Origin of the sequence: Bacillus sp. FSL K6-0993 (assembly GCF_037977205.1) — a bacterium.
Lineage (GTDB): Bacteria > Bacillota > Bacilli > Bacillales > Bacillaceae > Bacillus > Bacillus subtilis.
Genome location: NZ_CP150275.1, coordinates 405,340 through 426,744, shown reverse-complemented (window position 1 = coordinate 426,744; position 21,405 = coordinate 405,340). Strand labels below are relative to the sequence as shown.

The 21,405-nt window shown below is 44.1% G+C and carries 22 protein-coding genes; 7 read left to right on the top strand and 15 right to left on the bottom strand.

Annotated elements, in window-relative coordinates:
* Nucleotides 1–25: 25 nt before the first annotated feature.
* Genes yclQ through yclN form a run of 4 tightly spaced genes read right to left on the bottom strand, consistent with a single transcriptional unit; the run spans nt 26 to nt 3,643 of the window.
* Nucleotides 26–979: a petrobactin ABC transporter substrate-binding protein YclQ gene (gene yclQ, locus MHH79_RS02180; protein WP_123372798.1), complete on the bottom strand. Its 954-nt coding sequence runs from the start codon at nt 977–979 to the stop codon at nt 26–28.
* Between the two features lie 21 nt (nt 980–1,000).
* Complete coding sequence (yclP, locus tag MHH79_RS02175) at nt 1,001–1,759, bottom strand: petrobactin ABC transporter ATP-binding protein YclP (RefSeq protein WP_003234487.1); 759 nt, start codon at nt 1,757–1,759, stop codon at nt 1,001–1,003.
* Nucleotides 1,753–2,700, bottom strand: a complete 948-nt coding sequence (gene yclO, locus MHH79_RS02170) for a petrobactin ABC transporter permease YclO (RefSeq protein ID WP_123372797.1) — start codon at nt 2,698–2,700, stop codon at nt 1,753–1,755. Before yclO ends, yclP begins: the two co-directional genes overlap by 7 nt.
* Nucleotides 2,693–3,643: a petrobactin ABC transporter permease YclN gene (yclN, locus tag MHH79_RS02165; protein WP_015382768.1), complete on the bottom strand. Its 951-nt coding sequence runs from the start codon at nt 3,641–3,643 to the stop codon at nt 2,693–2,695. The genes yclO and yclN overlap by 8 nt, the downstream gene beginning before the upstream one ends.
* A gap of 384 nt (nt 3,644–4,027) precedes the next feature.
* Here yclN and MHH79_RS02160 point away from each other — a divergent pair, with 384 nt between their 5' ends.
* The 3 genes from MHH79_RS02160 (at nt 4,028) to MHH79_RS02150 (ending at nt 5,831) form a co-directional block, all read left to right on the top strand.
* A complete protein-coding gene (locus MHH79_RS02160; protein WP_340034966.1) occupies nt 4,028–5,392 on the top strand; it encodes an aspartate kinase in 1,365 nt (454 codons plus the stop codon).
* 152 nt (nt 5,393–5,544) lie between these two features.
* Nucleotides 5,545–5,658 carry a YjcZ family sporulation protein gene (locus MHH79_RS02155; RefSeq protein WP_003234495.1) on the top strand — a complete coding sequence of 38 codons (114 nt, stop codon included), beginning with the start codon at nt 5,545–5,547 and terminating at the stop codon, nt 5,656–5,658.
* A gap of 83 nt (nt 5,659–5,741) precedes the next feature.
* A complete protein-coding gene (locus tag MHH79_RS02150) occupies nt 5,742–5,831 on the top strand; it encodes a YjcZ family sporulation protein (protein ID WP_015482794.1) in 90 nt (29 codons plus the stop codon).
* A 99-nt stretch (nt 5,832–5,930) separates the two neighbouring features.
* Here the strand turns inward: MHH79_RS02150 and phrC are convergent, their stop codons facing one another.
* The 4 genes from phrC to yclJ form a co-directional block, all read right to left on the bottom strand.
* A complete protein-coding gene (gene phrC / locus MHH79_RS02145; RefSeq protein ID WP_003224994.1) occupies nt 5,931–6,053 on the bottom strand; it encodes a phosphatase RapC inhibitor PhrC in 123 nt (40 codons plus the stop codon).
* Nucleotides 6,037–7,185, bottom strand: coding sequence for a response regulator aspartate phosphatase RapC (rapC, locus tag MHH79_RS02140; RefSeq protein WP_015252823.1), 1,149 nt, complete (start codon nt 7,183–7,185; stop codon nt 6,037–6,039). Before rapC ends, phrC begins: the two co-directional genes overlap by 17 nt.
* Nucleotides 7,186–7,347: 162 nt before the next feature.
* On the bottom strand, nt 7,348–8,769 hold the full coding sequence (yclK, locus tag MHH79_RS02135) for a two-component system sensor histidine kinase YclK (protein WP_340034965.1): 1,422 nt from the start codon (nt 8,767–8,769) through the stop codon (nt 7,348–7,350).
* A complete protein-coding gene (gene yclJ, locus MHH79_RS02130) occupies nt 8,756–9,439 on the bottom strand; it encodes a two-component system response regulator YclJ (RefSeq protein WP_003246532.1) in 684 nt (227 codons plus the stop codon). Before yclJ ends, yclK begins: the two co-directional genes overlap by 14 nt.
* Before the next feature lie 212 nt (nt 9,440–9,651).
* Between yclJ and MHH79_RS02125 the strand changes: the two genes are divergently transcribed.
* A complete protein-coding gene (locus MHH79_RS02125) occupies nt 9,652–11,115 on the top strand; it encodes an ABC transporter permease (protein WP_340034964.1) in 1,464 nt (487 codons plus the stop codon).
* Between the two features lie 15 nt (nt 11,116–11,130).
* Nucleotides 11,131–11,811, top strand: coding sequence for an ABC transporter ATP-binding protein (locus tag MHH79_RS02120; protein WP_041850693.1), 681 nt, complete (start codon nt 11,131–11,133; stop codon nt 11,809–11,811).
* Nucleotides 11,812–11,914: 103 nt separating this feature from the next.
* On the opposite strand, the gene gerKB is transcribed toward MHH79_RS02120, so the two are convergent.
* Genes gerKB through gerKA form a run of 3 tightly spaced genes read right to left on the bottom strand, consistent with a single transcriptional unit; the run spans nt 11,915 to nt 15,908 of the window.
* Nucleotides 11,915–13,036 (bottom strand): spore germination protein GerKB, encoded by a 1,122-nt coding sequence (gene gerKB, locus MHH79_RS02115; RefSeq protein ID WP_174616555.1) that lies wholly within the window; start codon nt 13,034–13,036, stop codon nt 11,915–11,917.
* A 24-nt stretch (nt 13,037–13,060) separates the two neighbouring features.
* A complete protein-coding gene (gerKC, locus tag MHH79_RS02110; RefSeq protein ID WP_100506690.1) occupies nt 13,061–14,284 on the bottom strand; it encodes a spore germination protein GerKC in 1,224 nt (407 codons plus the stop codon).
* Complete coding sequence (gene gerKA / locus MHH79_RS02105; protein WP_015482790.1) at nt 14,274–15,908, bottom strand: spore germination protein GerKA; 1,635 nt, start codon at nt 15,906–15,908, stop codon at nt 14,274–14,276. The genes gerKC and gerKA overlap by 11 nt, the downstream gene beginning before the upstream one ends.
* 125 nt (nt 15,909–16,033) lie before the next feature.
* Here gerKA and MHH79_RS02100 point away from each other — a divergent pair, with 125 nt between their 5' ends.
* Entirely contained in the window at nt 16,034–16,255 is a 222-nt protein-coding gene (locus tag MHH79_RS02100; RefSeq protein ID WP_100506689.1) for a hypothetical protein, read from the top strand.
* A gap of 14 nt (nt 16,256–16,269) precedes the next feature.
* Here MHH79_RS02100 and MHH79_RS02095 read toward each other — a convergent pair whose 3' ends face one another.
* Entirely contained in the window at nt 16,270–18,003 is a 1,734-nt protein-coding gene (locus MHH79_RS02095) for a right-handed parallel beta-helix repeat-containing protein (RefSeq protein WP_340034963.1), read from the bottom strand.
* Nucleotides 18,004–18,282: 279 nt separating this feature from the next.
* On the opposite strand from MHH79_RS02095, the gene MHH79_RS02090 reads away from it, so the two are divergent.
* Nucleotides 18,283–19,761 carry a peptide MFS transporter gene (locus MHH79_RS02090; protein ID WP_015482789.1) on the top strand — a complete coding sequence of 493 codons (1,479 nt, stop codon included), beginning with the start codon at nt 18,283–18,285 and terminating at the stop codon, nt 19,759–19,761.
* Between the two features lie 40 nt (nt 19,762–19,801).
* On the opposite strand, the gene MHH79_RS02085 is transcribed toward MHH79_RS02090, so the two are convergent.
* The 3 genes from MHH79_RS02085 to bsdD all read right to left on the bottom strand — a co-directional run bounded on the left by MHH79_RS02085 (nt 19,802) and on the right by bsdD (nt 21,400).
* Nucleotides 19,802–20,647, bottom strand: a complete 846-nt coding sequence (locus MHH79_RS02085; protein WP_015382755.1) for an alpha/beta hydrolase — start codon at nt 20,645–20,647, stop codon at nt 19,802–19,804.
* Nucleotides 20,648–20,712: 65 nt separating this feature from the next.
* Nucleotides 20,713–21,159, bottom strand: coding sequence for a pyridoxamine 5'-phosphate oxidase family protein (locus tag MHH79_RS02080; protein ID WP_041520090.1), 447 nt, complete (start codon nt 21,157–21,159; stop codon nt 20,713–20,715).
* Nucleotides 21,160–21,172: 13 nt separating this feature from the next.
* The gene (gene bsdD / locus MHH79_RS02075) at nt 21,173–21,400 is read right to left on the bottom strand and encodes a phenolic acid decarboxylase subunit BsdD (protein ID WP_010886405.1); all 228 of its coding nucleotides are present in this window, start codon (nt 21,398–21,400) and stop codon (nt 21,173–21,175) included.
* Nucleotides 21,401–21,405: the final 5 nt, after the last annotated feature.

The following is a 21,405-nucleotide window of genomic DNA, read 5'->3' as shown; positions in this document are numbered from 1 at the left end:
TACTTAGCGGAGGCTCTTTTTGGTTTTACTTTTCTAAACCGTCTTTCACTTCTTTGATCATTTGTGCCATAGACTCAAGACCGCCTCCTGATAAGTACCAAGTAGCAGAATCAAGGTAGACGACATGATCATTTTTCACTGCGTTTACATTTTTCACATAATCATTTTCAACGACTTGTTTAGTAGATGATGTTTCACCAATCGCTGTACCGCGGTCAATGACAAACAGGTAATCCGGGTTTGTTTTTGAAATGTACTCGTAAGAAACGCTTTGTCCGTGAGTAGACGCTTTGATGTTTTTATCAGCCGGTCTCACGCCGAACACGTCATGGATCAGGCCGTATCTTGATTTAGGACCGAATGCGCTGATCTTCCCGTCGTTCGCCATGATGACGAGACCGTTTTTGTTAAGCTTTTCAGCCGTTTTCTTTACATCTGCGATTGAATGATCGATTTTTGCGAGTTCATCCTTCACTTCATCTTCTTTATCGAAGATCTTACCGATTGTTTCTGCGTCAGACTTAAATGATTCCATATACTTCGCTGTGTCTACGCCAAGGTAAATTGTCGGCGCAATTTCAGAGAATTCTTTGTAAGACTCAGATTGTCTTCCTGAGATAATGATCAAGTCAGGGTCTAAATCTGCCACTTTCTCGAAGTCTGGCTCTTTTAAGCTTCCGACGTCAGCATATTTGTCATCTTTGAACTTGGACAGATATTTAGGAAGGGCTTGTTTCGGCAGGCCCGCTACTTTATCATCAAGTCCTAGTTTATCTAATGTATCTAAGCTTCCAAAGTCAAATACGACAACTTTTTTAGGGTTCTTCGGTACTTTTGTGCCGTTTTTGTCCAGCTGGTGTTTCACCGTGATTTGTTCTTTCTTTGAATCAGAACCTTTGCTGCTTGTGCTTTGGTTTCCGCATGCAGAAATGACAACTGCCGTCACCAAAGCGATGAATAGTAATGCGAACTTTTTCATGCTCTTCACCTCTTCTATATATTAAGAAAAATAGACACCTATTCTTTGATTATCAATCGTCTGAATCGGGATGGTCATATCGTAGATTTCCTCAAGCACCGATGTTTCTATCATTTCTTCAGGCGGTCCTTCTTTTACGATTCGGCCGTTTTTCAAAGCGACGATATAGTCCGAATAGACTGAAGCAAAATTGATATCGTGAATGACGATGACGATCGTTTTTCCAAGCTCCTCTACCAGCCGTTTCAGCAGTTTCATAATTTCAACTGAGTGTTTCATATCCAGATTGTTCAGCGGCTCATCCAGAAAGATATAATCTGTGTCCTGGGCAATGACCATGGCGATAAATGCCCTTTGGCACTGTCCGCCGCTCAGCTGATCCAAGTATTTGTCTTGAATGTCTTCCAGCTTCATATAGCTGAGGGCCTGATTGATATGAACCCAGTCTTCCTCTGTCAGCCGGCCCTGTGAGTACGGAAACCTGCCAAAACTGACGAGGTCTTTGATCGTGAGCCTGATATTGATTTGGTTCGCCTGTTTCAAAATGCTCATTTTCTTGGCAAGCTCTTTGCTGTCACATGCTCCAATCTCTTGTCCGTCTATGTAAATCTCGCCGGAATCCTTTTTGATCAGGCGGCTCATGATAGACAGCAGCGTACTTTTGCCGGCGCCGTTAGGACCGATAAACGAGGTGATTTTGCCCTTTTGAATCGTGACTGACGTCTCTTCAAGAACAACTTTCCCGCCATATTGTTTGCTTACATTTCTGACCTCTACCATGATTTATTCTCCTTTAACAGCAAGTAGATAAAATAAATCCCGCCGGCAAAATTAATAATGACACTCAGCGTCGTTGAGAAGGTAAACACTTTCTCAACCACAAACTGCCCTCCGACCAGCGCAATGATGCTGATGAAAACGGAGCCTGCGATTAAGTATGAATGCTTATATGTTTTCAGGAATTCTCTCGCCAGGTTGACAACCAGAAGGCCTAAAAACATAATCGGCCCGACTAGCGCTGTTGAAACAGAAACCAAAATCGCAACCACGATCAGCATCTGCTTCACCACTTTGTCGTAGTCAATGCCCAAATTCACGGCGTGCTCGCGTCCGAGCGACAGCACATCGAAAAATTTTGTAAAACGCCAGACATAAATGCCTGTCAGCAGGAAGATGATGAACGCGAGCCATAACAAATCCGTATTGATATTGTTAAAGCTGGCAAACATCTTGTCCTGCACAACTTGGAACTCATTCGGATCAATCAGCATCTGCATAAAGGAAGACAGGCTGCTGAACAGCGTGCCAAACACGATTCCGATAAGCAGAAGGAAAAAGATATTTCTCCCCTCACCCTTGAACATGATCTGATACAAAACAAGAGAAAACAGGATCATCAGCAGAACAGAGATGATAAAGTTGATGTTTTTATTCATGATGACCATATTCGCAGAACCGAACAAAAAGATAATGCCAGTCTGAATCAGCATGTAGAGAGAATCAAGGCCCAAAATGCTCGGCGTCAGGATGCGGTTGTTCGTAATCGTTTGAAAGATCATGGTCGAAAACGCAATCGCTCCCCCAGTCAGCACAATGGCAGCGACTTTTTTGATTCGTCTCGGCAGGGTGTAATCCCAATTGCCTAAGTCATAAAACAAAAACAAGCCAATACATACAATGGCTAAACCAACGAGCAAAGCTATTTTCATCTGGTTACGCATAGGCTTTTCTCCTTAACAGCATAAACAGGAAAATGCCGCTGCCGATGATTCCGACCATCAGGCCAATCGAGATTTCATAAGGGAAGATAATGATTCTGCCCAGTATATCGCAAAACAGCACAAACACCGCTCCCAACAGCGCAGTATGCGGCAGGCTGCTCTTCAGATTGTCTCCTCTGTAAATCGATACAATATTCGGGATGATTAAACCGAGAAACGGCAGCATACCGACAGTCAAAATGACAAGGGACGTGATCAGGGACACGATAATGAGCCCGATGTTCACAACCCGTTTGTACTTGAGGCCGAGGTTGACAGAAAAGCTTTCACCCATACCGGCCAATGTGAATTTATCCGCATACACATAGGCAATGATGACGAGCGGAATACTCAGATAAAGAAGCTCGTATCTTCCTTTCACGACTAAAGAGAAGTCCCCCTGCAGCCATGATGACACATTCTGGATCAAGTCATATTTATATGCGATAAATGTCGCGATTGAACTGACGATATTCCCGAGCATTAAACCGACAAGCGGAATAAAGATAGTGTCGTTAAACTTGATTCTTTCAAGGATTTTCATAAACAGAAAATTTCCTGCAAGGGCAAAGACAAACGCAATCAGCATTTTGATTAAAGGACTGGCGGATGTAAACAGCAGCAAGGAAATTAAAATGCCGAGCCTCGCCCAATCCATCGTGCCCGCCGTCGTCGGTGACACGAATTTATTTCTGCTGATCTGCTGCATAATCAAACCGCAGATGCTCATGCTTAATCCCGCGATGACAATGCTGATCAATCGCGGCAAACGGCTTGCAAACAGCGTTGACGCCTCTTGTTTGCTTAAATCGAAGAGATCAAGCGGCGACAGATCTTCTACACCGATAAATACAGATGTGACTGCTAATATGATAAGTAGAATAAATAAGTAACGTAGCTTCATGCTGCCTCCTTACATCCTTACAGCAAAAAGAACGTATCTCCTACTCCGCAAGGACTCAAAACAATATGGCCATATAGTAATTGATTATCATTATCATTTACATGTTACCATTTTTTTAGGGTTAGTCAATATTCTTTAAAAATATTAACCTAGTCATTTATCCATTTTACTAATCATTCTAACCATTTTCCATCCCAAAACGTTAGGCTGTTTACCATATTTATCTTTATAACGCAGGTATACGGTCAGCAAACTTGACATTATTCCTCGTGGAAAATACAAATGTTCTCTCCAGAAAGAAATTAACCCTTGATTTACAGTACTGAAAGAGAGATAATAAATACTAAATTTGTGTGAAAATTTTAAACATTAGGAGATGTAAACATGAAGGTCGTTAAATTCGGAGGCAGCTCACTTGCTTCAGGCGCCCAGCTTGACAAGGTGTTTCACATCGTTACCTCAGACCCGGCACGGAAAGCTGTAGTCGTTTCAGCTCCGGGAAAACGCTATGCCGAGGATACGAAAGTGACTGATCTCTTAATCGCATGTGCAAAACAATATTTGGAAACAGGCAGCGCACCTGAACTGGCGGAAGCTGTTGTGGAACGGTACGCTCTCATCGCCAATGAGCTTCAGCTGGGGCAAAGCATTATCGAAAAAATCAGAGATGATCTGTTTACGCTTTTAGAAGGAGATAAAAGCAATCCCGAGCAATACCTTGACGCAGTCAAGGCCAGCGGGGAGGATAACAATGCCAAGCTGATTGCCGCTTATTTCCGCTATAAAGGCGTCAAAGCGGAATATGTAAACCCGAAAGATGCCGGCCTCTTTGTGACAAATGAACCCGGCAACGCGCAAGTTCTTCCTGAATCCTATCAAAACCTCTATCGTCTTCGGGAACGTGACGGACTCATCATTTTTCCCGGTTTTTTCGGATTCAGCAAGGATGGCGATGTGATCACATTCTCACGGAGCGGTTCTGATATTACCGGTTCGATTCTTGCCAACGGACTACAAGCCGATTTGTACGAAAACTTTACAGACGTAGACGCTGTGTATTCTGTCAATCCGTCCTTCGTTGAGAATCCAAAGGAAATCAGCGAGCTGACATATAGAGAGATGCGGGAGCTGTCCTACGCGGGTTTTTCAGTGTTTCATGATGAAGCGCTCATTCCGGCATTCAGAGCGGGGATTCCTGTTCAGATCAAAAATACGAACAACCCCTCAGCCGAAGGCACCCGCGTCGTCAACAAGCGGGATAACAAAAACGGGCCTGTCGTCGGCATTGCCAGCGACACCGGTTTTTGCAGCATTTATATCAGCAAGTATCTCATGAACAGAGAAATCGGTTTTGGCCGAAGGGCCCTTCAAATCCTGGAGGAGCATGGTTTGACGTATGAGCATGTTCCATCGGGAATCGATGACATGACGATCATTTTACGGCAGGGGCAAATGGATGCCGCCACTGAACGCAGCGTCATCAAGCGGATCGAAGAGGATTTGCATGCCGATGAAGTCATCGTCGAGCATCATCTCGCCCTGATTATGGTTGTAGGGGAAGCGATGCGCCACAATGTCGGTACAACGGCAAGAGCCGCCAAAGCATTATCAGAGGCACAGGTGAATATCGAAATGATCAATCAGGGATCTTCTGAAGTGAGCATGATGTTTGGCGTAAAAGAAGCCGAAGAAAGAAAAGCCGTTCAAGCGTTATACCAGGAATTTTTCGCGGGCGTATTAATCTCTTAATCGTACATAAATAGCGGGCGGCAGCGCCCGCTATTTTTTATATTACCTTCCTATAGCCGAATTGTTCATTTTTTCTCTTGTCCACTATTATCCCTGCCAAATGGATCGGTTCAGCATATCTTATAGTATCCTTCATAGGGAGGTGAAACCTTATGTCAGGATACTCTAACGGCGGCGGTTACGGCGGCATCAGTTCTTTCGCTTTAATCGTTGTATTGTTTATTCTTTTAATTATCGTAGGGACTGCGTTTGTTGGCGGCTTCTAAGCTGCTGACCGTCTCTGCGGGACCCTGTCCGCCACAGTTTTGCAGCAGCATTTGCTAAAGCAATCTCGAAGGGGGTGCACAAAATGTCAGGTTACGGAACTTCTTTCGCTTTGATTGTTGTGTTATTTATCCTCTTGATCATTGTGGGAACTGCATTTGTAGGAGGCTACTAAATAAACGTAATCTCCATGAAGGCGGCACCGCAAGACTATGTCTTGCGGTGTTTTTTTAAAAAGAAAAACCCCTTCTCGCTAATGAGAAGGGGCTTGTTCTTACGTCATTCCTCTTTCTGTCACATGAAAGTCGAGTGCTTCCGCATTAGCAGAAACGCCAGCCGCTGTAAAAATCGCGGCTGCGGCCAAACAAATAACAAACAACTTAGATTTCAATTTCATACAAACCTTCACTCCTTTGTATTTGTTTTCTTGCCTCTTCAACTTGTAGAAAGTAGGAAGCAGACAGTTTAAACCATTTCTGTTCATAGTAATATTTTGCTACTTCTAGGGCTAAATCCTCTATATCAGCGTACATATTTTTATTTTTTAAGTATTGGAAACATCGTTCGATTCCTTCTTCATTGGGCTGATCCTGATATAGGGATTGCAAAAACTCGAATTTTACGGCATAGTCTGCATCGTCTGTTTCTTTAGCATATTCATAGCCCCGCTTGTGATATTCCGAAGCTTTATCATGTTTTCCCCGTTTATAATAAATCAAGGTAATTAAGAAGTATGCTTGCGGCAGTGAATTGACGATCCTGCTGCTTTCAAATGTGGAGACCGCTTTTTCAAAGTAATCAATGGCAGGGTCTAGAAGGTCTTGATTGTAATAGCATAATCCGAGATTGTAGTATGCTCTTCCGACCAGCTGGGCTTTTTGTTCCGCTTGGGCCATATTGAGCGCCAATTTGAAATGGCGTGCGGCTTGTTCGAAATTTCTTTCATCCATCAGGTTGACCCCGAACACGAAATGGCATTGAATGATTCTCACATTATAGGTTTCCTGCTCCACGTAAATTTCATAAGCGTTTTTTATATTAATCAATGAAAAATACGTTTGCTTCATATAATAATAAGCTTCCGCGATTTTAAAATAGAATTCAGCCCGTTCAATATGGTCTGCGACAAAGGAGAGCTTTTTCTCCGCCTGTTTATAGTATGTAATGGCAGAAATAAATTCCCGCTTATCAAACTCATACATCCCGCGAAAAAAATTCACGTAATAGTCGAGAAGCCCTTTGAGATCTGCCTGGTTGCTGTCAATGTTTCTCGATAATTCAGACAGGCTTGGCTGGTCTTCGATATTTAATTTCTCTAACGGCTCAAGATAATCCAGCATAAGCTGGTGCCGGAATTCCATTAGTGAATAATAAAGCAGCAAGTTGGAATCATGCTGCATGTGTTTCAGTTCCTGCTGGATTTCAGCTTTTAACACTTCGGCATCCGGCACGCTGAATGTCCGGATATATCTGTACCACTCGTTAATTTTTTGACCGACCGCTGAAGAAGGAATTACCCCGCTCTTCATTCCTTCACCCTCTCCCATCAAAAACTGTTTATGTCATATTTTATCATGTTTATAGACCGTCCCAACCCGAAAAACACGCAATCTTTGTTTTCGGGAGCACGCAATAAACCGAAGCGGTGTGCAAAAAAGGCGGCTGCATCAGTTGATGCGCCGCCCTGTATGCTATTGCTGTTTTGCCGTTAAAGGAAGGCGGATGATGAACTTTGTGCCTTTCCCTTCTTCACTCTGGATTTCTACTGTGCCCTGGTGCATTTCAACGAGCTGCTTGACGATCGAGAGACCGAGTCCGTATTCACCATATGCCGTGTTCGTTCTTGAAATATCTGCTTTATAGAATCGCTCCCAAATATGCTCAATATCCTCTTTTGAAATGCCGATTCCCGTGTCTTCAATTTCAATAATCGTCTCTTTATAACCTTCCATTCCGCGCAGCCAAATGTCACCGTTTTGCGTAAATTGGATGCTGTTTTTCGTAATGTTGACGAGAATTTGAATGAACCGGTCATAATCGGCATGTACGATGACGTGATCCTCTACTTGGATCATCAGCTTGTTTTGTTTTTCTTCCGCCTGCTGCTGCAAGTGCTCTTTCACAATTTCAAACACCTCGATCAGAGGAACGTCTAGCTTGTTCAAGGTAATTTGCTGGGATCTGATTTTTTCATAATCCAGGTTTTCTTTTACGAGCCGCAGCATGCGCTTCGTTTCCTCACTGATCAGAGAGAAGCATTTATCCTTCTTATCCTCTGGAATCGTATGGCTATTCAACCCTTCAACCAAACCGTTGATCGTCGTCAGCGGTGTTTTTAATTCATGTGACACGTCAGCGATAAACTGCCTTCTCCGCTTCTCAAGGCGATCAATTTCATCCCTTGACTGCTTTAGTTTTTTCGCCATGATATTAAAGTCAGACGCCAGAACGCCGATTTCGTCCCCATAGCTGTTTTCCAAATGGATGTCATAATCGCCGGAAGCCACTTTATCTGTCGCTTCTCTCAGCTTTTGAATCCGCTTGACATGGAATTTGGACAGAAGCCAGCTCACGAGAATCGTAATCACAAGCGTGCTGATCACAGCGTAAAACATATAGAGGTTGACCTGATTGACCATCTGTTCAACACCGCTGATCGGAGAAATCAGCAGAACGGCGCCTTTAAATTCGTTCTGAACAAATATAGGCTGCGCCACAAGTGACACTTCATCATCAAAACGGCCATCTGCCCTGATCATGACAGTCTGCCCTTTTTTTAGCTTATTCCATTCTGATTTCTTCAGCTGTTCCCTTGGTGGGTGATGAAAGCCTTCAGGAAGAAAATAAGGCTGTTGCTCTTCATTAAAGATGATAAATTGCGTCTTCCTTGTGCTTAACATGTCCTGATAAGGATAGAGCCTGCGCATGTCCACCTGGCCGGCTTGGAATTCATTTGCGATCTGCACCGCATATGACGTCAATTCCTCTACTTTGTTTTGATAGGCAAATTCTTTCACAAAGTGGGAAAACAGAGAAATGATAATGACAAACGCTAAAATCAAAATGCTGATATGGCTTAGCAGCAGCTGATATAAATATTTAATCTTCATCAAATTTATACCCTACTCCCCACACAGTATACAGGAAAGGCTTGTCTTCGCTGGCAAGCTTTTTCCGCAGCCGTTTGATATGAACGTCAACCGTTCGCTCATCTCCATAAAATTGATAGCCCCATACCTGCTCAAGAAGCTGTTCTCTGGAGAACACCTGCCGCGGATTTTGGACAAGGTAATAAAGCAGATCGAATTCCTTCGGCGTGAGATTTTCTACAGGCTCTCCGTTTAATAATACTTCTCTCGTCTTCTTATTAATGGTAAAGCATTCCGTTTCAATCATATCTTCATCAATAACCGCTTTGCCTGTCGCCTTGTATCTTCTGATGACGGCTTTGATGCGGGCAACCAATGTCAGCGGGCTGAACGGCTTTGTGACATAATCGTCCGCCCCCATCTCAAATCCGATGACCTGATCTGATTCAGTGTCTTTGGCAGTCAGCATGATAATCGGCACCGTGCTTGTCTCTCTTATTTTTCTGCAGATGGTCACGCCGTCCATAGATGGAAGCATGATATCCAAAATGATCAGATCCCAATTTTCTTCCGTAAAACGCTGGTACCCTTCTAACCCGTCATGAACGAATTCCGCTTCAAAACCTTCCTTAAAAAAGAACATCTCGGTCATCGTACATACACTAACATTATCTTCTATCATTAATATTTTCATTATATCCTCCGGTTGTTTTGATGCTTTTTTATATAATAGCACCATTTTAAACAGAAGGTTTTGCGTTTCACAATTGTTAGTTTTTATTTCATCAACTAGAAATAGATTGTTCATATTTTTTTCATACCTTTGGACTACTATTAATTTATCAGCAAGCGGGCGCGTCCAAGAGGCGGTCTTATCAATAAAAATACCAATACGGAGGAACATAAATGAACTTTATCAAACGGGCCTTTTGGAATATGAAGGCTAAAAAGGGAAAAACGTTATTGCAATTATTTGTGTTTACAGTCATATGTGTCTTTGTTCTATCAGGCCTCACCATCCAGTCGGCAGCACAAAAGTCAAGCGAACTGGCCAGACAGGAACTCGGCGGAAGCGTGACACTTCAGGTTGACCGCCAAAAGCAAATGGAAAAACAGCAGGACAGCGGTGAAAAACGCAGCTTCGAATCAACACCGATCAAAGTGTCTGATGCGAATAAGCTTGCAGCGCTTGATCATGTGAAGAGCTACAATTACACCACATCAGCTTCAGCCAACGCGGGAAACTTTGATGCGATTGAAAGCTCAAGCTCTAGTTCAAGTGATTCCAGCTCAAGCAGTTCAAGCTCAACCGCTAAAAACAGTCAAGGCGGAGGACAAGGCGGACCGCAAATGGTTCAAGCCGATCTTTCTATTGAAGGTGTCATCAGCACAGCGTTAGTCGATGATTTCTCTGACGGAGATTCAAAAATCACTGACGGACGCGCGATTACAAAATCAGATGTCGGCAAAAAAGTAACAGTGATCAATGAAACATTAGCGGAAGAAAATGATTTAAGCGTTGGCGATTCGATCACAATTGAATCAGCAACAGATGAAGATACGACGGTAAAGCTGAAGATCGTCGGTATTTATAAAACAACATCTTCAGGCGATGACCAAGCCCAAAATTTCTCTTTCTTAAATCCTTATAACAAGCTTTATACGCCTTACACAGCGGCAGCGGCGCTGAAAGGCGACGACTATAAAAATACGGTTGACTCAGCCGTTTACTATATGGACGACGCGAAAAATATGGATGCTTTCGTAAAAGCTGCGAAGAAAACATCAATTGACTTCGATACGTACACACTGAATACAAACGATCAGCTTTACCAGCAAATGGTCGGGCCGATTGAAAATGTGGCTTCTTTCTCTAAAAACGTGGTGTATCTTGTATCAGTGGCAGGCGCCGTCATTCTTGGCCTGATTGTCATGATGTCAATCAGGGAGCGCAAATACGAAATGGGCGTGTTAATGGCCATCGGTGAAAAACGATGGAAATTGATTGGACAGTTCTTGACTGAGATTCTGATCGTGGCCGTTATCGCTATCGGCCTTGCATCTGTGACAGGAAATCTCGTCGCGAATCAGCTTGGAAATCAGCTTTTATCCCAGCAAATCAGTTCATCAACCGATTCAACGCAAACCGCAAGCGGACAAATGCCCGGCGGCGGCGGCATGGGCGGCAAAATGTTCGGCCACAGTTCATCAAACGTGGACGTTATCGATTCACTGAACGTCGCGGTTTCTATGAACGACATGCTTATACTTGGCGGGATCGGCATCCTTATCGCAATCATTGCAACATTGCTGCCGTCAATTTCAGTACTGCGGCTTCATCCGAAAACGATATTGACAAAACAGGAATAGAAAGAGGCGGAACCTATGAGCTTATTACAATTTCAACAAGTCGGCTACTGGTATAAAGACAAAAGCCAGCCATTGTTTCAGGATATTAACATCAGCTTTCAAAAAGGCAAATTCTACACAATCGTCGGCACATCAGGGACGGGGAAAACCACTTTCCTGTCTCTGGCAGGCGGACTTGACGCACCAAAAGAAGGAAACATCCTTTACGACGGAAAAGCTGTTTCCAAAATCGGCTTAACCAATTTCAGAAATCAATATGTATCAATCGTCTTTCAGGCGTACAACCTGCTCCCGTATATGACGGCTTTGCAGAACGTCACAACCGCTATGGAAATCACAGGTTCTAAAGAAAAGAACAAAGAATCATATGCGCTTGACATGCTGCAGAAGGTTGGCATCAACGAAAAACAAGCCCGGCAAAAAGTGCTCACACTGAGCGGCGGACAGCAGCAGCGGGTATCAATTACAAGGGCTTTCTGCTGTGACACGAATCTTATCGTAGCCGATGAACCGACCGGAAACCTTGATGAGGACACATCAAAAGAGATCGTACGGCTCTTTCAAGATCTGGCACACAAGGAAAATAAATGTGTCATCATGGTGACGCACGATGAACAAATTGCAAAAGTGTCAGACATCAATATCAGACTTTCAAGAGGAAGCTTTACTGTGAAGGAAAACATCGCAGTCGTATAACAAAACGCGCCTCTGCCAGTGCAGACAGGGGCGCACCCTATATCCCCCTTTTATATAGAAGTGAACATAAAAAGAGCGGCGGCTGCATCCCCCGCTCTTTTTATCATTTTTTTGCTTCCGCCCCTTTTGACTTCTCTCTTCGTTTCTTTTTCCAAACAGCCACAATAAACAGAAAGAGCGGAAACAATAATTGAAAAGGCAAATGAATATACAGCGGCACCACTTTCAAGCCTTCGTTCAAGTGCTCTGAAAAGTTAGTCGCGATCGTTATAGAAAGGATTAAGATGCCCAATCCCATCGGATAAGCCAATTGAGAGGGGTTCTTTTCCTTAAAGAGCGTAGATGTCCCAACCACAGTGGCATATAAGTAGAGGCTAACCTTAAAGAAGCCACCGATGATCAGCGCCAGCATAAAAAAGACATCGAGCCGGTCTAAAAATTCTTCGACCTTGATTGTCTGAATCGTACTTAAAAGCGGGAACTGGGATCTAAGTGTAAGATCAACATCAAGCACGCTGATATTAATCGCCACGGTGAGCGCCACAACCAATCCGCTAATAGCCATGGCGATCATCCCCACTTTTTTCACATCTTTTCTGTCATTCAGGTTAGGGAAAATCATCACAAATAAAACGACTTCGCCAAACGGAACGTACATGGTCTGAGTGAAAACAGAGTAAAGGACAGGAGAAATGCCGTCTGCCAAAACCGGTTTTAAGTTATGCGGGTCTATAGAACCTGAGACAACAATCAGCAAGAGGCCGATTGCGCCCAGTAAATACATGGCTCCGAAAAGCAGCTCAGCCGCGCGGGCGAGCACTTCGATTCCTTTTCTTACGGCGTATATGCTAACTACCACTAACAAACCATTTACAATAATGATAGGTGTATCATGATAAGCAAATGTCAGCAGCATTTCTCCAAAGTCACGCAGGACCCTTGCGGCAATATAGGCAAAGTACAAGATATAGAGAAATGAAAACAGCCAGCTCAGCTTGGTTCCCAGCATATCATCCATATATTCTTTCGGAGAAGAATTCGGGTAACATTGATAAATGCCTTGATACAAATAGAAAAGAAACAAACCGGCTGCACACCCCAACAGAACTGCAATCCAAGCATCCCTGCCCGCCATTGATCCCGGTGTAATCAATAAGGAGCTGCCCAGCTCAAAAATGATAATCATGACAAACAGCTGCCTGATGCTTATTCTGGCTTTTTCCATCTGTCACTTCCCCTTTCTCCAGACCTAATCATCTTTAAACTGGTGTTTGATCGGATTGTTTCGCAATCCCGTTCTTCTGATATACGTCTCGGCCTTCACATCGATAGGCAGTTCGGGCAAATATTCTTTGTCCCATGTGTCCTTCATTTTCTCCCACTGCTCCGGATACTTTCTATATATCGTGTCACCAAAACCGACAAAATCTATCTTATTCTTCTTGATCATTTTCACAGTATGGCTGATTTCCTTTTCAAGCTCTTTGTTGAGCGCTTTTTCAATAGCGGCCAACACCTTCGGATTAGACAATTGGAAAGGGTATTTGACAGCATCTATAATTCCTTCAACCGTCACTTTCACATGGATGTGCGGACGTCCGTTCCGCATATCGGGTACCAGCTTTGTATCTTGATGGGTAACCTGCAAGCTGACCGCATCCTTCGTCTTGCCCCAATCAGCATTAATAAACGTATGCTGGACCTTATTCATAAGCCAGACTGCCCCCACGCTTTCATCATCTTCAATCCAATACTTTAAATACCCAGCCTTATCAAAAATCGCCAAACCGTCTGCCTGAAGAATGGCTTTCGGGTCAGTCGCCTGCGTGTTTTCCATGCTGACTCCTTTTTTATCATCGCCAATCATCAAATAACCCGGAATAATCGGTGCCCTTGTGTCGCTGGCAAGTGTTTTCAAAACGTCCTGAATATTGGTTTTGACCACCCGTCCGTATTGCGCCTCCGTGAAATCGAGTGTTTTATTGACTTTGTTTGACGGAATTTTATCAATCGGAGTCAGGATTTTCACGATATTTTCTGCTTTTGTTTTATGGGCAACGACGAAGGTCGCCGTTGTCCTGAATTCCGTGTCCCGGTCAAGATTGTCTAATACAAAATCCAGCCCTTCCTCTTTCGCCAGCTTTTCGCTGATTACGACCAGGTTGGTATGGGCAAAATAAAGCCGCCGCGATACCTTCATGGAGGCTTTTCTGAGTGCTTCCGTCAAATTGTCGCCTTCAATCGAATAGACAGATACAGGCGGCCTGTCTCCAGCACCGCCTCCCTGAAGCCCGCCGGCGACATTTCCGGGATTGATAATTTGAAGATGCAGCACGTAGTTGCCTTCGTTTGTCCGATCGATGCCAATTGCCGAGATAATCGCAAGATCTGTCAGTTCCCGCTTATCCCAGCAGCCGGGCAGCACAATGACGCTCAAAATCATGAGAACGGCTAATAGACATTTACGTACCATTCTGATCCCCTTCTTCCAAATCTTTGTTCACCATTCCTCGTGAAGCGGCCGGCTCTGGGCGTTGATCTTGCCCCTGCCGCACCTTATCTTCCTTACTGACCGATTCCGGCCTTTTTTCATCGGCCCACCACGGAACACGGAAAAGCGCGTCCTTTACGCCTTGTGAAGAAAAGGGTGCAAGCGGCGACATATATGGAACGCCGAATGAACGAAGACTGCATAAGTGGACAAACATCATAATGATCCCTAAAATCAGCCCGTAAAAACCCAAAACAGCTGAGGCAATAATAAAAATAAACCGAATAAGCCGGGCTGAAATGGCCATCGCGAACGCAGGTGTTGCGAAGCTCGCAATCGCGGTGAGTGCAACGACAATAACCATTGCCGGAGAGACGATACCAGCCTGTACGGCAGCCTGGCCGATTACGAGCGCGCCTACGATTGATACTGCCGAGCCGACAACCCGGGGCAGCCTAACTCCCGCTTCCCTCAGAATCTCAAAAGCAACCTCCATCGTCAGCGCCTCCACAACAGCCGGAAACGGGACAATTTCCCGCTGGGCCGCAATGACCACTAACAGCTGAGTCGGTATCATTTCTTGATGAAACGTCGTAGCTGCCACGTATACAGCCGGAGCCACAAGCGAAATGAAAAAGACTAAAACACGAAGAATCCGTATGCTTGTCGCAATGTCAAAACGCGAATAATAATCCTCAACAGACTGAAAAAATTGAACAAATAAGGCCGGAGCAATAAGCACAAACGGTGTTCCGTCCACAATTATCGCGAATCTTCCTTCTAACAGATTTCCCGCTACAACATCAGGACGTTCTGTATGATACATGGTCGGAAATGTCGTAAAGGTTTCATCTTCAATCAGCTGCTCAATATATCCAGATTCCAAAATACTGTCAATATCTATTTTTTCCAGGCGCTGTTTCACTTCCTTCAGCACCTTTTCATCACATATTCCTTGAATGTACATGAGAGCGATATCCGTATTCGTAACAGAACCTTTTTTCATTTTTTCAACCCATAAATTCGGATTTTTAATGTATCGCCGGATCATGGAAATATTGGTTTGCAGAGACTCTGTAAACCCTTGGCGCGGGCCGCGGAATGACACCTGGGTGCTCGGCTCTTGGATGGAGCGCTGCTCTCCCCCTTGAGTGCTGCAAATCAAAGCTTCATCATAGCCATCTGCAAAAACGAGCGCATTGCCGAGCATTAACTCGGAAAAAAGCTTGCCCCAGCTCTTTTCCGCTTTCACTCCGCCCAGGGGGAGCGTTTTTTCAAGAATTTGCTGGATCGCATGGGAATTCTGGATAGACTCATCCTGTACCAAAGGATCGATTAACGACTCATGGATTGTGTTATTATCGACCAGGCCTGCAATATAAATAACAGCCAAATGGACATGATCCTGCTCCCCGATTTTAATCTCACGAATGATGACGTCAGAGCTGCTTCCGACTTCCTTTTTCGTTTCCGCTATATTCTTTGCCAAACTTGGAGAAATGAGAACCGGCCTTTCTTTTTCTTGCTGCTGTTCCTGATTCCTTTCGTCTGTATTCTGCTTGTCTTTTGAATCGGTATTGTTCTTTTGCTTAGAAAATAAAGGCATACACAAATACCTTTCCTTGTCGTTTTCTCATATTCTTCCTTTTAAAATTGAGATTATGCATTAGGTTTAGATGCGGTATAACTTCTCCGCCAACGATAGACACTAAAAACGGAGGATGATGAAGCATGAAGATATTGAGCGTGACAGGAGTTATATTAATTTGTTTATTAGCTATTTCTGTATTGATGGACATGCTTCAAGGGTTCAGTTTAACAAAAGCCATTTATAACAATATGTCCAGCTTTAAGATGACAACATTTGCGGAATGGGTCGTGCTTTTATTTTTTGTTTTAGTACTTGTGAGAGAAATGTACGTGATCTATAAATCGAAAAAAAAGAACCCCTAGAGGGGGCGCTTTTTTCAGACAATAATATTGCCGTCTATTGTGTCACTGCTGTGTTTGTTGATGGTCCCTTTAAAAATGCGGTTGCCGATGATTTTAGAATTGGTTGCCGTGTTTGTTTGAATAGCTATCGCAGTGCCCGCGGAGAGGTTATTGATGGTGTTTCCTGAGATGATAGAGCCTGCCGAGCCATTGATATAAATCACAATCGGATTCCCGGCTGTTCTGTTGACTGAAATGGTATTATCAAAAATCTCATGCACACCGGCGCTGATATAGATGGTGACCAAAAGCGGAGATCTCTCTAAGTGGTTGCCGATAATTGAGGTTTTTGCACTTGTGGAGCAATAAATGGGGTAATTTTTGAACTCTTTAAATGTATTGTTTTTGATGATAGCGCCGGCATTGTTTGTGACGGAAACAGAATATGATTCCGGCACTGCTTCAAACGCATCAGGATTCAGTGTATTCCCTTCAATCACCGCGTTCCCTTGAGCAATCCAAATGCCCCGGCTGAATTTTCTCAGGAGATTATCTTTAATGATCATATTTCCGCCGGAAACGTTCACACCGTCAACGACTTGAATGAGACAGTTATTCAGAAAAGCGATGTCATCTGACAGCACTGCGCGAAGACCGATGCTGCGCCTTGTTTCAGACAGTCCGTTTTGAATTTGGTTTCCGTCTACCTTTACGTCGGAGGACTGATAAACCAATATCCCTGTGTTTTCAAAGTTGCTGATTTTGTTGTTCGTCACAAGAACGCTCTTTCCCCTGACATCAATTCCTGTTGAAAATCCGGTAATGAGGTTGCCAGCGATCACTGCATCACTGGACTCTTTTCCTTGTGATACACCGAGTCCGGTTATCCCGACTCTTGGCGCAGCCGCCGCGTCTTCTTTGATCACTGTTTGCGTCCCATATCCGTAGCTGATTGTATTGTCTGAGTGATTTCCTTCTATTAAAATGCCATACCCGTTAAAATTGGTCACAGAACTTGAAACGTTTCCAACAAAGTGGTTATTGCGAATTGATACATTAATCGGTTCCTCATAATCAACGTCACCTTCGCCATATCCTTCAATGTCAATTCCGAATTTCGGCGCTGTTCCATTCCCCGTTCCGGCATCTTCAATCAAGCATTCCTCCACCGTGACCATGTCACATCCGGTAATGGAAATGTTATTTCTCCTCGACCGCCGAACCTCACAGCGGCGGATGATAATTTGCTCTGACGTTCGATAATCTTGATTGGTCTTTAATCCCCTTGGGCTGACTATGATCCCATCGCCGGTAAAATCAGAAATTTTCACATCATCAATGACAACATTCGAGCATCCTTCAATACATATGCCAAAGCCCCATTCATGGGTTGATCTTATCCCCGCCGAAGCATACGTATGCTCATCCCGTTCGCCGATAATTTGTCCCCCGGAAATGGTTATATTCTCTTGCTTGCCTACATAAAATGCGGAATAACCCCACGAACTATTCGGTATCACTTTCATGATACATTCGGGGTCCATCATAATCTCAAGGTTGCCGGGAACAATGATCCCCGCGTTTCGAAACTTCTGATTAAGATCTCCGCCAAGCGTTCCGTCTATTAAATATGTTCCCTTTGGAAACCAGACAGTATGATAGCCTTTCGATACAGCTGTACTGAGGCACTGATTAATCCGTTCTGTCGAATCCGTTTTACCATCTCCAGGAACACCGAAATCCGCTGCATTTAATATGAATTCAGCCAATTGCGAGCCTCCTTCTCTATGATTACTATCATGTTACTCACAAAGGCCCGATCTGCTTGTACATTTCTCTAAAATTTTATTAAAAAAATATAAAGGAATAGTTGTGTAAGAAAATCTCACGATAAAAAGTTTAAAAATTAGGAGGAAATCACTATTTTTAGGTATTTATAATTTTTCCAATATGGAACTATTTGAAATGAGTATAAATTATATTGACACAAGTATTATATAAGAATATGATTTTTATAATACACTTTTTTTAGAAAGGGTTTGGCTGACATGGCTTCGATTGATAACGAAAGTATCATTAAAAGCGTCCCGCAAAAAGGGTTCTTTGGTCACCCGCGAGGACTATTTACACTATTTTTCACCGAATTTTGGGAGCGTTTCTCTTACTATGGAATGAGAGCAATCTTACTTTACTATTTGTATACAGAGACGGTAAACGGAGGGCTCGGCTTTGATAAGGGCACTGCGGTTGCCATTATGTCGATTTACGGATCACTCGTATACATGTCCACCATTATTGGCGGATGGCTCGCTGACCGGGTATTCGGTACCGCAAACACCGTGTTTTACGGCGGCATATTCATTATGTTCGGCCACATTGCACTCGCCTATCCGGGCAGCGCGATCGCATTCTATATCAGCATGGTGCTTATTATTGTCGGAACAGGCTTATTAAAACCAAACGTTTCAAGCGTGGTTGGGGATCTTTACACGAAAGAAGACCCGCGCCGCGACTCAGGTTTCAGTATTTTCTACATGGGGATTAACCTCGGTGGTTTACTTGCGCCATTAATTGTCGGAACACTCGGACAGAAGTACAACTATCATCTCGGCTTCGGAGCTGCCGCAGTCGGAATGCTTCTCGGACTTATCGTATTTGCTTTGACAAGGAAGAAAAACCTCGGGCTTGCAGGTTCCAATGTGCCAAATCCGCTGTCTAAAAAATCTGCGATTGGCACCGGAATCGGTGTTATCATCGTGGCGATCGCAGTGATTATCTCTGTACAAACAGGCGTGCTGACGATCAATCGTTTTATCGACCTTGTAAGTATTCTCGGTATTTTGATTCCTGTCATTTATTTCATCATCATGTTTACAAGCAAAAAAGCGGACAGCACAGAAAAATCCCGTCTTGCCGCTTACGTTCCTTTGTTTATCGGTGCTGTCATGTTCTGGGCCATTCAGGAACAGGGGGCGACCATTCTTGCGGTATACGCTGATGAACGCATTAGACTTTCATTGGGCGGATTCGAACTTCAGTCATCATGGTTCCAATCATTAAATCCATTGTTTGTTGTCATTTTTGCGCCAATATTCGCATGGCTCTGGATGAAGCTTGGCAAACGCCAGCCGTCTACACCAGTTAAATTCTCAATCGGAATTATTTTAGCCGGATTGTCTTTTATCATTATGGTATTCCCTGCTATGCAAGGAAAAGAAGCACTCGTAAGCCCGCTTTGGCTCGTTCTCAGCTTCCTGCTTGTCGTGCTTGGAGAGCTGTGCCTGTCTCCAGTCGGTTTATCCGTAACAACGAAACTGGCGCCAGCTGCATTCTCTGCACAGACAATGAGTATGTGGTTTCTGACTAACGCAGCAGCCCAAGCGATCAATGCCCAAGTAGCCGGATTGTTTGATAAAATTCCTGAAACAATGTACTTCGGCACCATCGGTTTGATTTCTATCGTTCTTGGCGGCATTCTCCTGCTGCTCTCGCCGATGATCAAACGCGCGATGAAAGGGGTCTTATAATCAGAAACAGCCCGCGGATTTTGATCTGCGGGCTGTTTTTTTATTGATCCAGCCATTTGCTGACGCTTTGATCAAAGGCTTCCGGTTCTTCCAGCATCGGCTGATGGCCGCTCCTTTCAAAAATAACCTTATCCACATGGGGATATAAACCGTCAACTGCATCCCATAGCGAAACGGGCGCAACCAAATAATCATATCTCCCTAATCCAATATACACCGGCATACGAACATCAGCTAACCGCTGAATAAGATCAAGCCGGGCAAATGTATTGCCCCATAATTCATCAATGATCGGCATATTCGTGAATACACCGTCCCATAAGGCAGCTGCATGCGGCCGCTCTTGATAAAAGCTTTTCGCTTCAGCGCGAATACACATGTGCACAAAGCGCCTTTCAGGATCTTTGTCGATGTCCTGCGGCAAATTCGCGATGTCTTTTTCAAAGCGTTTCTTTCTCTCAAGACTGGCTGCTTCCCTGAAAAATGATTCGCTTTTTCGCTGTCTTTCTTCACTGTTATCAGGCGCAGTATTGAAGAGCGCCACCTTCCGAACTTGTTTGGGATATGTCCTGGCATACTCTAAAGCCATAAAAGCGTGCCCGGAATGTCCCAGGATAGTAACATCCTCAAGCTGAAGAAATGTTCTCATCCTTTCGATATCAGCCAAGACGGCATCAAGCCTCGAATCCTCCGCACGAAGCTCCCGCTTAGGCTTAGCAAATCCCCTATGGTCGACAAAGACCCATTGATATTTCTGTTTGATATCTGAGGAAAAAAGGCGCGGATAGTAAACCGCACTCCCGATCACAAGGATGGGTGCACCCTCGCCCTCAATTCGATAAGCTAAATCAAAGCCGTCCGAATGACAGATCCCCGCACGTTCCATTTTTCACACCCCCTTTGTTTTCATTATATAAAAAAAGCCTGACGCATGGCGTCAGGCTATCGATATTACCGCTTTAAATCTTCAAGGGTCTTTTCCCATCTGCCCAGCACCTCTTCAGCGCTATGAAGCTGTATACGGACACCAGAAGTCAAATCAGCGTATTTCGCAACGTCCTCCTTCACTGAAACGATGCGGCAGGAAAAACGGTCTCTATCATATTCGGCATCTTTCAAAGGCGGTAAAGGCGCGCATTCAAGCTTTACATAATAGGCCGCTCCCTTCCACCATGCCGTGAACTGTGCTTTTCCTGTACGAAGGATGTTGGCCGAAGTCATTGTGTTTTTCCACAGAGCGATTCGGATATCAGTTCGGCTCAGCGCGATAATTTCACCTGCACTGATCATAGCGGCATGCGGCCAGCCATCCTCTGATACTGTTTGCAGAACGAAGGCCTCATGCTGCTTCTCATTCAGGCAGCTCCCGTCAAGCAGTTCAAAGAGACGGTCTGACATACAGTTCACGGGATCAAGCCTTTCGTTCCGGCACCGCCGGAACTTCAATTGCTGTTTCTGTTTCCTTTGGATCAATTTTAAACGCTGGATTGTATTTTTCGGGATTTGTAATGCTTTCCGGTTCACAGGATCTCCATGTAAAAAAGCATGTTTGGCACTGATAAACTTCCCATGCGCCTTCTACAGGCGATTTGCTCATGACTTCTCCCTTTTTTGAGTCACATCGAGGACATGTATGCATTTCGA